Annotated in this window: 13 protein-coding genes; 5 read left to right on the top strand and 8 right to left on the bottom strand. The window is 67.8% G+C overall.

Features of this window, described 5'->3' with window-relative positions:
- Position 1: 1 nt before the first annotated feature.
- On the bottom strand, positions 2-1,027 hold the full coding sequence (locus AT700_RS05420; protein WP_003119272.1) for an amino acid ABC transporter substrate-binding protein: 1,026 nt from the start codon (positions 1,025-1,027) through the stop codon (positions 2-4).
- Positions 1,028-1,323: 296 nt separating this feature from the next.
- Between AT700_RS05420 and AT700_RS05415 the strand changes: the two genes are divergently transcribed.
- Entirely contained in the window at positions 1,324-1,971 is a 648-nt protein-coding gene (locus AT700_RS05415; RefSeq protein WP_003105021.1) for an alpha/beta hydrolase, read from the top strand.
- Between the two features lie 15 nt (positions 1,972-1,986).
- On the opposite strand, the gene AT700_RS05410 is transcribed toward AT700_RS05415, so the two are convergent.
- Positions 1,987-3,885 (bottom strand): acyl-CoA synthetase, encoded by a 1,899-nt coding sequence (locus AT700_RS05410; RefSeq protein WP_033957565.1) that lies wholly within the window; start codon positions 3,883-3,885, stop codon positions 1,987-1,989.
- A 283-nt stretch (positions 3,886-4,168) separates the two neighbouring features.
- Here AT700_RS05410 and rhlB point away from each other — a divergent pair, with 283 nt between their 5' ends.
- From rhlB to dauR, 4 genes are all read left to right on the top strand, one after another.
- The gene (gene rhlB, locus AT700_RS05405) at positions 4,169-5,692 is read left to right on the top strand and encodes an ATP-dependent RNA helicase RhlB (RefSeq protein ID WP_016562231.1); all 1,524 of its coding nucleotides are present in this window, start codon (positions 4,169-4,171) and stop codon (positions 5,690-5,692) included.
- 160 nt (positions 5,693-5,852) lie between these two features.
- On the top strand, positions 5,853-6,800 hold the full coding sequence (gene dauB / locus AT700_RS05400) for an NAD(P)H-dependent anabolic L-arginine dehydrogenase DauB (RefSeq protein ID WP_003137803.1): 948 nt from the start codon (positions 5,853-5,855) through the stop codon (positions 6,798-6,800).
- 22 nt (positions 6,801-6,822) lie between these two features.
- On the top strand, positions 6,823-7,950 hold the full coding sequence (dauA, locus tag AT700_RS05395; protein ID WP_003122058.1) for an FAD-dependent catabolic D-arginine dehydrogenase DauA: 1,128 nt from the start codon (positions 6,823-6,825) through the stop codon (positions 7,948-7,950).
- Between the two features lie 62 nt (positions 7,951-8,012).
- The gene (dauR, locus tag AT700_RS05390; protein ID WP_003092943.1) at positions 8,013-8,645 is read left to right on the top strand and encodes a transcriptional regulator DauR; all 633 of its coding nucleotides are present in this window, start codon (positions 8,013-8,015) and stop codon (positions 8,643-8,645) included.
- A gap of 23 nt (positions 8,646-8,668) precedes the next feature.
- On the opposite strand, the gene AT700_RS05385 is transcribed toward dauR, so the two are convergent.
- The 6 genes from AT700_RS05385 to narH form a co-directional block, all read right to left on the bottom strand.
- Entirely contained in the window at positions 8,669-9,460 is a 792-nt protein-coding gene (locus AT700_RS05385) for an ABC transporter substrate-binding protein (RefSeq protein WP_003118292.1), read from the bottom strand.
- 637 nt (positions 9,461-10,097) lie between these two features.
- Positions 10,098-11,087 (bottom strand): GTP 3',8-cyclase MoaA, encoded by a 990-nt coding sequence (moaA, locus tag AT700_RS05380; RefSeq protein WP_048520803.1) that lies wholly within the window; start codon positions 11,085-11,087, stop codon positions 10,098-10,100.
- Between the two features lie 56 nt (positions 11,088-11,143).
- Positions 11,144-11,962, bottom strand: coding sequence for a peptidylprolyl isomerase (locus tag AT700_RS05375; protein WP_010793396.1), 819 nt, complete (start codon positions 11,960-11,962; stop codon positions 11,144-11,146).
- A 54-nt stretch (positions 11,963-12,016) separates the two neighbouring features.
- On the bottom strand, positions 12,017-12,700 hold the full coding sequence (gene narI / locus AT700_RS05370) for a respiratory nitrate reductase subunit gamma (RefSeq protein ID WP_003092953.1): 684 nt from the start codon (positions 12,698-12,700) through the stop codon (positions 12,017-12,019).
- A 2-nt stretch (positions 12,701-12,702) separates the two neighbouring features.
- Complete coding sequence (gene narJ / locus AT700_RS05365) at positions 12,703-13,443, bottom strand: nitrate reductase molybdenum cofactor assembly chaperone (protein ID WP_003092956.1); 741 nt, start codon at positions 13,441-13,443, stop codon at positions 12,703-12,705.
- Between the two features lie 5 nt (positions 13,444-13,448).
- A complete protein-coding gene (gene narH, locus AT700_RS05360; protein ID WP_003092958.1) occupies positions 13,449-14,990 on the bottom strand; it encodes a nitrate reductase subunit beta in 1,542 nt (513 codons plus the stop codon).
- Between the last annotated feature and the right edge of the window lie 7 nt (positions 14,991-14,997).

Genomic DNA, 14,997 nt, shown 5'->3' with positions numbered 1-14,997 from the left:
GTCAGCGAATCGGCGGCGCATAGTGCAGGCCGCCGAGATTCCATTGCGCGTTGAGGCCGCGCGGCATCTTCAGCGGGCTGCCGTCGCCGACGTTGCGGGCGAAGATCTCGCCATAGTTGCCGACCTGGCGCACCATCTGCACCACCCAGTCGCGCGGCAGTTGCAAGTCCTTGCCGGCGTCGCCCTCGCTGCCGAGCAGGCGGGCGACGTCCGGGTTGCGGCTGTCCCTGGCCTGGCGCTCGACGTTGCTCGAGGTGACCCCCAGCTCCTCCGCGTTGAGCAGGCCGTACAGGGTCCAGCGGACGATGTTGAACCAGGCTTCGTCGCCCTGCCGCACGGCCGGGCCGAGCGGCTCCTTGGAGATCACTTCCGGCAGCACCACGTACTGCTCCGGCTTGGCCAGCTTCAGGCGCTGGGCGTAGAGCTGCGACTGGTCGGAGCTGAGCACGTCGCACTGCCCCGCCTCCAGGGCACGGGCGCTCTTCTCGTAGCTGTCGTCGAGCACCGCCTTGTAGCGGATGCCGTGGGCCCGGAAGTAGTCCGCCACGTTCAGCTCGTTGGTGGTGCCGGACTGGATGCACACCGTCGCGTCCTTCAGTTCGCGGGCGCTGGACACGCCGAGCTTGCGATTGACCAGGAAGCCCTGGCCGTCGAAATAGGTGACGCCGGTGAAGTGGATGCCCAGCGCGGTATCCCGCGAGCTGGTCCATGAGGTGTTGCGCGACAGCAGGTCGACCGTGCCGGACTGCAACGCCGAAAACCGCTCGGTGGCGGACAGCGGGGTGAAGCGCACCTTCTCGGCGTCGCCGAACAGCGCGGCGGCCAGCGCCCGGCAGATGTCGACGTCGAGCCCCTTGAAACGGCCCTTGGCGTCGGCGTAGGAGAACCCCGGCAGGCCGTCGCTGACGCCGCACTGCACGTAGCCCTTGCGCTTCACCGCATCCAGCGTCGCACCGGCCTCGGCCGTGGCGCTGGCGCCGAGGCAGACGGCGGCCAGCAGCAGCCAGGTACCTTTCATTATTGTCATCTGTTCGCCACTCCCTTCGCCGCCCCTGGGTGAACCGCCGGCCCCGCGCCGGTCGCTTCCCGGGCCGGTCGCCGCACTGTAACCGCAAGCGCCGCGGCACCGGCAGAGGCAGCCGGCGGCGCGACCGCGGCGGGCGACGAACGGCGTACCCGGCGCACTTCCCTTAGCAAAGCGCATCCGCGGGAAATTGGCGAATGCATGATCTGCGACAATCTGGCCGACTTGCGAGCGGGAAAGCGCCTGTTGTCGAATGGTCCTCCCATTCCGAACGCATATGCCCCCTGCCTGGAGCCGTCATGAGCGAACCCCTGATCCTCGATGCCCCGAATGCCGACGCCTGTATCATCTGGCTGCACGGCCTGGGCGCCGACCGTACCGACTTCAAACCGGTGGCCGAAGCCCTGCAGATGGTCCTGCCGAGCACCCGCTTCATCCTCCCCCAGGCGCCGAGCCAGGCGGTGACGGTCAATGGCGGCTGGGTCATGCCGAGCTGGTACGACATCCTTGCCTTCAGTCCGGCGCGGGCCATCGACGAAGACCAGTTGAACGCCTCCGCCGACCAGGTCATCGCTCTCATCGATGAACAGCGCGCCAAGGGCATCGCCGCCGAGCGGATCATCCTCGCCGGTTTCTCGCAGGGCGGCGCGGTGGTCCTGCATACCGCCTTCCGCCGCTACGCCCAGCCGCTCGGCGGGGTGCTGGCGCTATCCACCTACGCGCCGACCTTCGACGACCTGGCGCTGGACGAGCGCCACAAGCGGATTCCGGTCCTGCACCTGCACGGCAGCCAGGACGACGTGGTCGACCCGGCGCTTGGCCGCGCGGCCCATGACGCCTTGCAGGCGCAGGGCGTGGAGGTGGGCTGGCACGACTACCCGATGGGCCACGAGGTGTCCCTGGAGGAAATCCACGACATCGGCGCCTGGCTGCGCAAGCGCCTCTGACGCCCGGAGCTTCTCTCAGACGGCGTGCAGCCGGTAGTTCAGCGCGTAGCCGCCGAGCAGCTCTTCCAGCGCCGCCTGGCGTCTTTCGTCAAGCGCGGGAACGTGCAGGTGGGCGAGCTGGCCGTGGCGCTCGTCGGCGACCACCTCCACGCGGATATCCTCGGCGATCCTCCGGCTTTCCTCCTCCAGCACCCGGCGGATCGCGTCCAGGCGCAGCGCCGGCTTGAAGGTCTTGCCCACCGCGGTGACCGGCATGCTCTCGATCAGCCAGATATCCTTGGGCACCGCCGCGCGCTCCGGTACGTGGCGGCTGGCGTGCTCCAGCAGCTCTTCCTCGCTGGCGCTGGCGCCGGGCTTGAGCTGGATATACGCCACCGGCAGCTCGCCGGCCTTGGCGTCCGGCTTGCCCACCGCCGCCGCCAGGGCCACGGCCGGATGCCGGTGCAGCGCTTCTTCGATCATCTGTGGGTCGATGTTGTGGCCACCGCGAATGATCAGGTCCTTGCTGCGCCCGGTGAGCCAGATGTAGCCGTCCTCGTCGATACGACCGAGGTCGCCGGTATTGAACCAGCCATCGCCGATCCAGATATCGCGGTTCCGGTCCTGTTGCAGGTAGCCCTTGAACACCGTCGAGCCCTTCAGGCAGAGGTTGCCCACCTCGTTCGGCGCGGCATCGCGCAGGTAATTGCCCTCGCCGTCGAGCACCGCGACCTTCACCTGGCAGTACGGCAGGCGCAGGCCGATCGAACCCGGCCGGCGCTCGCCGCCACGCGGGTTGCAACTGGTGCCGCAGGTACCTTCGGTGAGGCCGTAGCCCTCGATCACCTTGAGCCCGGTACGCGCCTCGAACTGGCGGATCAGCTCCACCGGCATCGGCGCCGCGCCGCACAGGGCGAAACGCAGGCTGGACAGGTCGCGGCCATCGCTGGGGACCTGCAGCAACGCCGCGTAGATGGTCGGCACGCCACTGAAGCTGGTGACCCGGTAGCGTTCCACCAGCTTCCAGAAGTCCTGGATCAGGGTCGGATTGCGGTAGCCCTGGGGCCCGGCCAGGAGCACCTGGGCGCCGCGATGGAAGGGCGCCAGGCCGGTAACCATCACGCCGTTGACGTGGAACAGCGGCAGGCCGCAGAGCAGCACGTCGTCCACCCCGTAGTCGGCGTTCAGGCCCATGATCTCGGCCATCGCCACCTCGTTGAAGTGGCTGTGCGGCGCCAGCTTCGGCGTGCCGGTGGTGCCGCCGGTGTGGAAATAGGAAGCGACGTCGTCCGGATGGATCGCCCGTCCGCTCTCCAGGCGGTCTGCCGGGCAGTCGGCGATCAGCGTATCGAAGTCCAGCACGCCCTCCGGCAGCGGCCCGCGCTGGGCCTTGAGCGCCTCGCGCTGCGGCGCCGGTAACAGGTTGGCCGGATCGACCACGACGATCGCGTACAGCTCCGGCAACTGCGCGCGCAGGCCGGCGACCTTCTGCCACAGGTCGGTGCCGGGGAACGGCGCCAGGGTCACCAGCACCCGGGTGTTGGAGGCGCGGATCAGCTCGGCGATGTGCTCCGGCTCCAGCAGCGGGTTGATCGCATTGACGATCCCGGCTGCCTCGCCGCCCCAGATCACGTAGTGGGTCTGCGGCAGGTTGGGCAGCAGGAAGGACACCGCCTGGTGGCTTTCCAGGCCCAGCCGGTGCAAGGCGTTCGCGGTCTGGGTGACGCGGGCGAACAGCTCGGCATAGCTGATCCGCAACGGTTCTTCGGCGGCGCTGCCATGCAGCAGGCAGCTCAGGGCGATACGCTGGCCGTGGCGCTGGGCCGAGCGTTGCAACAGTTCGTAGGTGCTGGACGGCAGGTCGCGCTGTTCCAGCGGCACGCGTTCCAGGGCTTCGATATCGCTCAGCCCGACGATCGATGGGGACGGATTCATGGTTTTCTTGTTCTTCCGTTGGTGAGTGGGTGGACACTCGCCGGATCGCTCCGGCACCGTCCCGAAGATGCCACCCCCGTCGTCGCCCTACCGTTGTCTTTTTGTAGCGCGCCGCCGGTCGCGCGCACGAGTCCTCCCGAAGGCTGCCCCGGGCGCTTCGCGCAGCCCCCTCCAGGCCCCGTCCGGCCAGGGCTGGAGGGCGCCGGCCAAGCATGGATTTCTCCCCGCTGGCAACATGCTTTACACTGGCGCCCGTTCATTCCTTAACCACTACGAGATCGCCGTGCTCAAAGCACTCAAGAAAATCTTCGGCAAGGCCGACGGAACCCAGCCGCAGAGCGGTTCCTCCCCGGTCCCGCAAGGCCCTGCCGGCGCTACCGCGAAAGGTACCGCCCCCACCGGCGAAAAGCCGACCGAGAAACGCCCACGCAAACCGCGCCCCCCGCGCGCCGACAACGAGTCCGGCGCCCCGCGCGCCGCTGAAAAGGCCGAGAAAGGCGAAAAGCCCGCCAAACCCGCCGGCAAAGAAGGCCGGGACGCCAAGCCGCGCAGCGACAAGCCGCGCCGCGAACGCAAGCCGAAGCCGGTGGACAACTGGAAGCTGGAAGACTTCGTGGTCGAACCGCAGGAAGGCAAGACCCGCTTCCACGACTTCAACCTCGCCCCGAGCCTGATGCACGCCATCCATGACCTCGGCTTCCCCTACTGCACCCCGATCCAGGCGCAGGTACTGGGCTTCACCCTGCGCGGCCAGGACGCTATCGGCCGCGCCCAGACCGGCACCGGCAAGACCGCCGCGTTCCTCATCTCGATCATCACCCAGTTGCTGCAGACCCCGCCGCCGAAAGAGCGCTACATGGGCGAGCCGCGCGCGCTGATCATCGCCCCGACCCGCGAACTGGTGGTACAGATCGCCAAGGACGCCGCGGCGCTGACCAAGTACACCGGGCTGAACGTGATGACCTTCGTCGGCGGCATGGACTTCGACAAGCAACTCAAGCAGCTGGAAGCGCGCTTCTGCGACATCCTGGTAGCCACCCCAGGCCGTCTGCTGGACTTCAACCAGCGCGGCGAGGTGCACCTGGACATGGTCGAGGTGATGGTCCTCGACGAAGCCGACCGCATGCTCGACATGGGCTTCATCCCGCAGGTCCGGCAGATCATCCGGCAGACCCCGCACAAGGGCGAACGCCAGACCCTGCTGTTCTCGGCGACCTTCACCGACGACGTGATGAACCTCGCCAAGCAGTGGACCGTCGATCCGGCGATCGTCGAGATCGAGCCGGAGAACGTCGCCAGCGACACCGTCGAGCAGCATGTCTACGCCGTGGCCGGCAGCGACAAGTACAAGCTGCTGTACAACCTGGTGGCACAGAACAACTGGGAACGGGTGATGGTCTTCGCCAACCGCAAGGACGAAGTCCGCCGCATCGAGGAACGCCTGACCAAGGACGGCATCAGCGCCGCCCAGATGTCCGGCGACGTGCCGCAGCACAAGCGCATCCGCACCCTGGAAGGCTTCCGCGAAGGCAAGATCCGCGTCCTGGTGGCAACCGACGTGGCCGGCCGCGGCATCCACATCGACGGCATCAGCCATGTGATCAACTTCACCCTGCCGGAGGACCCGGACGACTACGTGCACCGTATCGGTCGTACCGGCCGCGCCGGCGCCTCGGGCACCTCGATCAGCTTCGCCGGCGAGGACGATGCCTTCGCCCTGCCGCCGATCGAAGAACTGCTGGGCCGCAAGATCACCTGCGAGATGCCGCCGGCCGAACTGCTCAAGCCGGTACCGCGTAAGCACTGAACGCAGGCGTGGAGAAAAAAGGCGAAGCCATCCGGCTTCGCCTTTTTCGTTTCTGCGACACGCAGGTGCCGCCGTCGGTCATCGAGGCGGGTCGGCGCTTGCCCGGCAATACCTTAAAGTCCAGAATGGACAAATTGTTTACATCCATTCCGGAGATCGCATGAGCGCCGCCACTCCCCTGATCGTCCAGCAGGCCGAAGCCGAGCAACTGCTCGCCCGTATCGACGTCCTCCAGGCCATGCGCCAGCTGTTCCTCGACCTGGCCGCCGGCCAGGCGCTCCAGCCGGCCCAGCAACTGGTGGAGTTCCCCGCCGGTCGCGGCGACTTCATCAACTACCTCGGCGTGCTCGCCCAGGAACAGGTCTACGGAGTCAAGACTTCACCCTACATCGTTCGCGAACAGGGCCCGTTGGTCACCGCCTGGACCCTGCTGATGTCGATGCAGACCGGCCAGCCCTTGCTGCTCTGCGATGCCGCCCGGCTGACCACCGCGCGCACCGCCGCCACCACCGCCGTGGCGGTGGATGCCCTGGCTCCGGCCGAAGCCGGCCGCCTGGCGCTGATCGGCAGCGGACCGGTAGCCCATGCCCACCTGCAATACGTGAAGGGCCTGCGTGACTGGCAGGGCGTGCGAGTCCATTCGCCGTGCCTGGACGAGCGCCGCCTGCAAAGCCTGCGCGCCATCGACCCGCGCGCCGAAGCCGCCGGCAGCCTGGAGGAAGCGCTGGACGAAGCCGATGTGATCCTGCTCTGCACCTCCTCGGCCCGAGCAGTGATCGACCCGCGCCAACTCGAGCGCCCGGCGCTGGTCACCTCGATCAGCACCAACGCGCCCCGCGCCCATGAGGTACCGGCGGAAAGCCTGGCGGCCATGGACGTCTATTGCGACTACCGGCACACCACCCCAGGCTCCGCCGGCGAGATGCTGATCGCCGCCGAACAGCATGGCTGGAGCCCCGAGGCGATCCGCGGCGACCTCGCCGAACTGCTCAGCGGCCAGGCGCCACGTCCGGAATACCGGCGCCCGGCGTTCTTCCGCTCGATCGGCCTGGGCCTGGAAGACGTAGCCCTGGCCAACGCCCTCTACCGCCTGCGCCAGGCAGGCTGATCGCGTGATGCAGGAGAGCAGCATGATCGAAGCGGATTACCTCGTCATCGGTGCCGGCATCGCCGGCGCATCCACCGGCTACTGGCTGTCGGCCCACGGCCGGGTCGTGGTGCTGGAGCGCGAGGCGCAGCCCGGCTACCACTCCACCGGCCGCTCCGCCGCGCACTACACGGTGGCCTACGGCACACCCCAGGTGCGCGCGCTCACCGCCGCCAGCCGGGCCTTCTTCGACAACCCGCCGGCCGGCTTCTGCGAGCATCCGCTGCTCAGCCCGCGTCCGGAAATGGTGGTCGACTTCAGCGACGATCCGGAAGAACTCCGCCGTCAATACGAAAGCGGCAAGGCGCTGGTGCCGCAGATGCGCCTGCTGGACGCGGAACAGGCCTGCTCGATCGTGCCGGTGCTGCGTCGCGACAAGGTCTTCGGCGCCACCTACGACCCCACCGGCGCCGACATCGATACCGACGCCCTGCACCAGGGCTACCTGCGCGGCATCCGCCGCAACCAGGGGCAGGTCCTGTGCAACCACGAAGCGCTGGAGATCCGCCGGGTCGACGGCGCCTGGGAAGTCCGCTGCGACGCCGGCAGCTACCGCGCGGCGGTGCTGGTCAACGCCGCAGGCGCCTGGTGCGACGCCATCGCCGGGCTGGCCGGCGTCCGCCCACTGGGCCTGCAGCCCAAGCGCCGCTCGGCCTTCATCTTCGCCCCGCCGCCGGGCATCGACTGCCACGACTGGCCGATGCTGGTCAGCCTCGACGAATCCTTCTACCTGAAGCCGGACGCCGGCATGTTGCTCGGCTCGCCGGCCAACGCCGATCCGGTCGAGGCCCACGACGTGCAGCCCGAGCAACTGGACATCGCCACCGGCATGTACCTGATCGAAGAAGCCACCACCCTCACCATTCGCCGCCCGGAACACACCTGGGCAGGGCTGCGCTCGTTCGTCGCCGACGGCGACCTGGTGGCCGGCTACGCCGCCGATGCGGAAGGCTTCTTCTGGGTCGCCGCCCAGGGCGGCTACGGTATCCAGACCTCGGCGGCGATGGGCGAGGCCAGCGCCGCGCTGATCCGCCACCAGCCGCTGCCGGCGCACCTGCGCGAGCACGGCCTGGACGAGGCGATGCTGTCGCCGCGCCGCCTGTCCCCCTGATGACCCGGCGGCGGGTTTGCGGCACACTCGCCTCGCCCGCCGTCCCACGAGAGTTCCTGCGCATGAGCCCGAGCCAAGACCCCAGCCTGGAGAACTACCGGGCGATCGCCGACGGCATCGCCACCCTGTTCTTCCCCCACGCCGAAGTGGTCCTGCACGACCTGCGCAGCCAGCGGGTCGACTACATCGCCAACAACCTGTCCAAGCGCGAGGTCGGCGACGACTCGGCGCTGGAAGACATGCTCGAAGGCGATAGCGACGAGCGCAACATCGGTCCCTACGAGAAGCTCAACTGGGACGGGCAGAAGATCCGCTCGGTCAGCACCGTGCTGCGCGACGCCGCCGGCCAGCCGCTGGCGGTGCTGTGCATCAACCTGAATATCAGCCTGTTCGAGAGCGCCAAGGCGGCGCTCGACCTGTTCCTCTCGCCGAGCAAGCTGATCCCGCAACCGGACGCGCTGTTCCGCGACGACTGGCAGGAGCGCATCAACACCTTCCTGCACGGCTGGCTGCGGCAGCGCCAGCTCGGCTTGAACCTGCTGACCCGCGAGCACAAGCGCGAACTGGTCCTGGCCCTGCACGCCGAGGGCGCGTTCAAGGGCAAGAGCGCCGCCAACTATGTGGCCAACGTGCTGAACATGGGCCGGGCGACGGTCTACAAGCACCTCAAGGAGCTGAAGGAAGGCGGCGACTGACGGCAGCCGCCGCCGGCGAGCGGTCAGTCGCCGTAGATGTCGCTCTTGAAGTACTTGCCCTCGATGCGCTTGTAGGTCCCGTCGGCACGAATCGCGTCGATCGCCGCGTTGAGCTTGCCGACCAGCTCGGCGTCCCCCTTGCGCACCGCGATCCCGGCGCCCTCGCCGAAGTATTTCGGGTCCTTGAACTCCGGCCCGACGAAGGCGTAGCCCTTGCCGCGCGGGGTATCGAGGAAGCCGGTCTGCAGCGGGATGGAGTCGGCGAAGGTGGCGTCGAGGCGGCCGGCCACCAGGTCCAGGTAGATCTCGTCCTGGCTGGTGTAGCGCACCACTTCGGCACCGGCCTTGGCCAGCACCGCACTGGCGAAGCGGTCGGCGGTAGCGCCGCGCTGCACGCCGATGCGCTTGCCGGCCAACTGGCTGAAGCTGTCGTCGAGCTGGGCGCCTTCCTTCATCACCAGGCGGCCCGGCGTGAAGTAGTACTTGTGGGTGAAGTCCACCGAGCGCCGGCGCTCCTCGGTGATGGTGATGGAGGACAGCGCGGCGTCTATCTTGCGAACTTTCAGCGAGGGAATCAGGCCGTCGTACTCCTGCTCGATCCACTGGCACTTCACCTGCATCTGCGCGCACAGCGCGTTGCCGATGTCGTAGTCGAAGCCGGCCAGTTCGCCTTCGGCGGTCTTGAAGGAAAACGGCGGGTAAGCGGCCTCGATGCCGATTCGCAGGTTGCCATCGGCGGCGACGGCGGATCCGCTGGCGAGCACGCCGAGCAGCAGGCCTCCCAGCAGGTTCTTGGTGTTCAGCGACTTGATCATGGACGACTCCAGGGGTGACGAAGGTGCGCCCGCGGCCCGGGCGGGAAACAGACGGTGATCCGTCTTTATACTTTTCGTCCAATCTGGACCAAAAAGTATACATCGTCAATCGCCGTCCCTCCTCCGCTACCCCTCCTTACCTCCTTCGAGGAATAGGCCCGCCGGCCCGCGGGACTTAGTCTTGAGCCATACACAGCCACCCCGCGAGGTGTTCCGCTACGCAGACATCACCCCTTGCTCCATTTCAGCTATCACGGTTAAGGCTCTATTTACGCCTGGATCCCCGCGTCACGCTCATGCCGCGGGGATTTTTTCGTTTCGTCAACGCCCTTGAGAGGCTTCGCTACCCGTCGCAAGCCGCGCTCCGCCAGCTAGCGCGCCCAGGTCGGCGCCGAGCGCGAGTACCGAAGGGTGCCTGAGCGACGTACGGGACTAGGCCGGGCTGGACATGCCCGGCCACCCGGACGCGCGGCGCAGCTAGGTGATCGCACGCAGTTCCTGCGACGGTTATGCCGTGATGTTTTCCGGGGGCGAGCTGTACAGCAGCGAGACCGGCGACGAGACCCTGCTGGCCTACCAGAAGAGCGGCCTCGCCCTGGCCGCTGGCGAAGGCCCGCTGGAGGCGCCCCGAGTCGCCTCAGCCGCCGCTCATGTTCATGAAGCGCAGCACCTGCACCTCGCCGGCGGCGCTGAATTCATGGCGCGCCGGCTTGCGCTGGAGCGCCTCGCCGATCGCTTCCAGCAACGGCCCGTCGTGCAGCGGGTGGCGGCGCAGCAGCGCGCGCAGGTCGAGCGAATGCTCGTGGCCGAGGCACAGCAGCAGGCGGCCCTCGACGGTCAGGCGCAGGCGGTTGCAGGTGGCGCAGAAGTTGTGCGAGTGCGGCGAGATGAAGCCGATGCGTATCTGCGGATGCTCGACCAGGCGCACGTAGCGCGCCGGCCCGCCGCTCTGCTCGGCGCTGTCGAGCAAGGCGTGGCGCTGGGCGATCAGCGCGCGTACTTCGTCGCTGGAGCAGAAGCTCTCGCCACGTTCGCGGCCGACCTGGCCAAGTGGCATCTCCTCGATGAAGCTGATATCCAGGCCGCGGGCGATGGCGAAGTCCACCAGCGCCGGCACCTCATCGGCGTTGCGCCCCTTCATCACCACCGCGTTCAGCTTGATCCGGCGGAAACCGGCGGCCTGGGCGGCGTCGATGCCGGCCAGCACCTTGTCCAGCTCGCCGTTGCGGGTGATCGCCCGGAAGCGCAGCGGATCGAGGGTATCGAGGCTGATGTTGAGACGCGACAGGCCGGCGTCGTACAACGGCCCGGCGTAGCGCACCAGTTGCGAGCCGTTGCTGGTCATGCACAGTTCGCGCAACCCCGGCAGTGCCGCCAGGCGCTCGCACAGGCCGACGATGCCGGGCCGCACCAGCGGCTCGCCGCCGGTCAGGCGCAGCTTGCGCACACCGCCGGCGACGAACAGCCGGGCGACCCGCTCGATCTCCTCCAGGGTCAGCACCTGCTGGCGCGGCAGGAAGCGCATGTCCTCGGCCATGCAGTAGACACAGCGGAAGTCGCAACGGTCGGTGACCGACAGGCGCAGGTAGTCGATCTGTCGGCCTTGGCCATCGATCCAGTCGGTCATGTCCTGGGTACTCCGATTGATGTGCGGGAGGGAGAGGGAAACATCGGCACCGAAGGCTATTGCACCAGCGCCCCATCCGCACCCTCGAAGGCGAAGCCCTCGATACAGGCGTCTCCCGCCAGCACGCCGATGTACTGTCCCACCGCTCGCTGCAACACCTGCGCTTGCAGGTGCGCGGCGATTTGCGCGCGGGCCGCGTCGAAGTCGAGCGGCTCGCCGCCTTCGCGCGCCAGCAGTTCCACCACATGCAGGCCATAGCGGCTTTCCAGCGGATGCTCGAGCAGCCCGGGCGCGCGGCGCAGCAGGCGCTTCTCGAATTCGGGGACGGTCTGCCCCGGCTCGATCCAGCCAAGGTCGCCACCCGACTCCTTCGACGGGCAGGCGGAAAAACGCCGGGCCAGGTCGACGAAGCGCTCGGGATGCCCGCGCAATTCGTCGAGCAGCTCCGCAGCCTGCTTGCGCGCCGTCTCGCGGCCCTCCAGGTCGTCCGGCGCGCAGGCCAGCAGCACATGGCGCAATTGCAGGCGCCAGGGGCCGAGCAGGCGTCCCGGATTGGCCGCGTACCAGGTCCGGCAGGCGTCTTCGTCGGCTTCCGGGACCTGCACCTCTTCCTCCAGCAATTGGCGGATGCGCGCTTCCTCCGGCGTCTCGCCGTCTTCGCAGCGGGCCTCGATGCCCAGCGCGTCGGCCCGTTGCAGGAGCAACTGGCGGACGATCAGCGCACGGCAGGCGGCCTCCAGCGCCAGCGCGTAGCTGTCCGCCGGGTGGTATTGCAGCTCGCGGGCCAGCAGGTCTTCGCCGATGGCCACGCCGTTGACCTTCAGTTGCGGCAGTTCGACCTTCTCGACGCGTTCTTCGTAGTGGGAGCAACTCATGATCGATCACCTCGGTTCGGCGGGCCGGCGCCGGATGCGCCGGCCGCCCAGGGTTCAGGCAGGACGTTTCTGACGCACGATCTGGTAGCGCCGGCCCAGGTACCACACCGGCGCGCTGACGATGTGAACCAGGCGGGTGAAGGGGAACAGCACGAACAGGGTAAGGCCCAGGCCGACGTGCAGCTTGTAGACCAGGCCCACCGGCGCGATGGCCTCGGCCGCCGCCAGCGGACGCAGGGTGACGATGGCCTGGGCCCAGTCGGCGAGCATCACCATCACCGAGCCATCCATGTGATGGGTCGAGGCGACGATGGTGGAGAGGCCGAGGATCAGCTGGGCGTAGAGCACCAGCAGGATCATCAGGTCGGAGGCGTTGCCGGTGGCGCGCACCCGTGCGTCGGTCAGGCGGCGCAGGATCAGTCCGCTCAGGCCGATGAAGCAGAGCACGCCGAAGAAGCCGCCGGAGACCATCGCCAGCAGTTGCTTGTTCTCGGTGCTGATCAGGTGGTGGTAGACCGAGGCCGGGGTCAGCAGGCCGACGAAGTGGCCGGCGAGGATGAACAGCACGCCGACGTGGAATAGGTTGCTGTATACCCGCATGCCCTTCTTGCTGAGCATCTGGCTGGAACCGGCCTTCCAGGTGTACTGCGAGAGGTCGAAGCGCGCCCAGCTGCCGACCAGGCAGATCAGCAGCGCGACATAGGGATAGATCCCGAAGAACAGAAGATTGGTCGACATGCTCAGACTCCTTCGCGGGCCGCGCGGTACTGCATCTGCGGTACCGGCTGGGCGACCCATTGCAATGGTTGTTCGGTGGACGCCGTTGGACGGCGGCCGCTGCTCGACGGGCAACCGCCGGCGGGGTCGGTGAAGCTCACCGGGGTTTCCTCCCAGGCCCGGTCGATGGCCTCCAGGCTGTCGTCGCGCTGTTCCTGGGCCTGGTCGCGACGCAACGCGCCGAGGTCCGGGCGCTCGCCGCCGAGTTCCAGCAACGCCTCGAAAATCGCCGCGTAGGCGCTGCCGCGTTCCTCCAGGCGCAGCGCCAGCAGGCCGAGGATGTGCGCCACTTCGGCGAGCCCTTCGCTGGCCGCCGCGAACGGCAGCAGCGACAGGTATTCGAGGTACAGCGGCAGGTAGTCCGGCAGCTCCGGTACGTCGATCTGCAGGCCGGCCCCGGTATAGCGGTCGAGCAGGTCGACCATCGCCTGGCCACGGTCGCGGCTCTCGCCGTGGACGTGCTCGAAGAGCAGCAGCGAGACCGAGCGGCCGCGCTCGAAGAGACCGTCGTAGCGCGCCTGGACGTCCAGCAGGTCGCCCTGGCAGAGCTCGTTGAGCAGCGCCGCGAGGCCGTCGCGCAGCGCTTCCGGCAGTTCGCAGGTGCGGATCAGCGCATGCAGGCCGAGGCTCTCCTCGCGCAGCTCGGCGCGTGGATAGTCGAGTAGCAGGGCGAGCAGGCGGAACAGTTGGCTGTGATCGTTCATGGCGCTCACTCCTGGATCTGCACGACCTGGATCACGTCGCGGCGGTTGGTCGGCTTGCCGCCGAACAGGTTGACGGCGGAGTTGCTGCCGCCGGAACAGCCGTTGCCGAAGCTGAAGCCACAGCCGGAACGCTCGGCGAAGGCATCGGAAAGCGCTTCCTCGCGGTGCGCGCTGGGGATCACGAAGCGATCCTCGTAGTTGGCGATGGCCAGGTAGCGGTACATCTCCTCCACCTGCTCCACGCTCAACCCGACCTTGGCCAGCACCTCCAGGTCCTGGCGGCCTTCGACGTGCTCGGCGCGCTTGTAGGCGCGCATCGCCAGCAGGCGCTTGAGCGCCAGCAGCACCGGCGCGGTGTCGCCGGCGGTGAGCAGGTTGGCCAGGTACTGCACGGGGATGCGCAGCGACTCGACGTCCGGGATCACCCCGTCGCTGCCGATGTGCCCCTCGGCGGCGGCGTTCTGGATCGGCGACAGCGGCGGCACGTACCAGACCATCGGCAGCGTGCGGTATTCCGGGTGCAGCGGCAGGGCCAGCTTCCAGTCCATCGCCAGCTTGTACACCGGCGACTTCTGCGCCGCCTCGATGACGCTGTCGGCCACCCCATCCTTGCGCGCCTGGGCGATCACCGCCGGGTCGAACGGATCGAGGAAGATCTCCAGTTGCTTCTCGTACAGCTCGCGCTCGTTCTCGCAACTGGCCACTTCGTGGATACGGTCGGCGTCGTAGAGCAGCACGCCGAGGTAGCGGATGCGCCCGACGCAGGTCTCCGAGCAGACGGTGGGCTGGCCGGCCTCGATGCGCGGGTAGCAGAAGATGCACTTCTCGGACTTGCCGCTCTTCCAGTTGAAGTAGATCTTCTTGTACGGGCAGCCGGAGATGCACATCCGCCAGCCGCGGCACTTGTCCTGGTCGATCAGGACGATGCCGTCCTCCTCGCGCTTGTAGATCGCCCCGCTCGGGCAGGACGCCACGCACGCCGGGTTCAGGCAGTGCTCGCAGAGGCGCGGCAGGTACATCATGAAGGTGTTCTCGTACTCACCGTAGATGTCCGCCTGGACCTGGTCGAAGTTCTTGTCCTTGCGCCGCTTGGCGAACTCGGTGCCGAGGATCTCCTCCCAGTTCGGGCCCCACTCGATCTTCTCCATGCGCTGCCCGGAGACCAGCGAGCGCGGGCGCGCCACCGGCTGGTGCTCGGCCTTGGGCGCGGTATGCAGGTGCTGGTAGTCGAAGTCGAACGGTTCGTAGTAGTCGTCGATCTCGGGCAGGTCCGGGTTGGCGAAGATGTTCGCCAGCACGCGGAACTTGCCGCCGATGCGCGGGCGGATCGAACCGTCTGCCGCGCGCACCCAGCCGCCCTTCCACTTCTCCTGGTTTTCCCATTCCTTCGGGTAGCCGATCCCGGGCTTGGTCTCGACGTTGTTGAACCAGGCGTACTCCATGCCTTCGCGGCTGGTCCAGACGTTCTTGCAGGTGATCGAGCAGGTGTGGCAACCAATGCACTTGTCGAGGTTCAGCACCATGCCGACTTGCGAACGAATTTTCATGGCGTCT

This window comes from Pseudomonas aeruginosa (assembly GCF_001457615.1).
GTDB classification, from domain to species: domain Bacteria; phylum Pseudomonadota; class Gammaproteobacteria; order Pseudomonadales; family Pseudomonadaceae; genus Pseudomonas; species Pseudomonas aeruginosa.
Note: the sequence above shows the minus strand (reverse complement) of the source record. Positions and strands in the feature narration are given on the sequence as shown.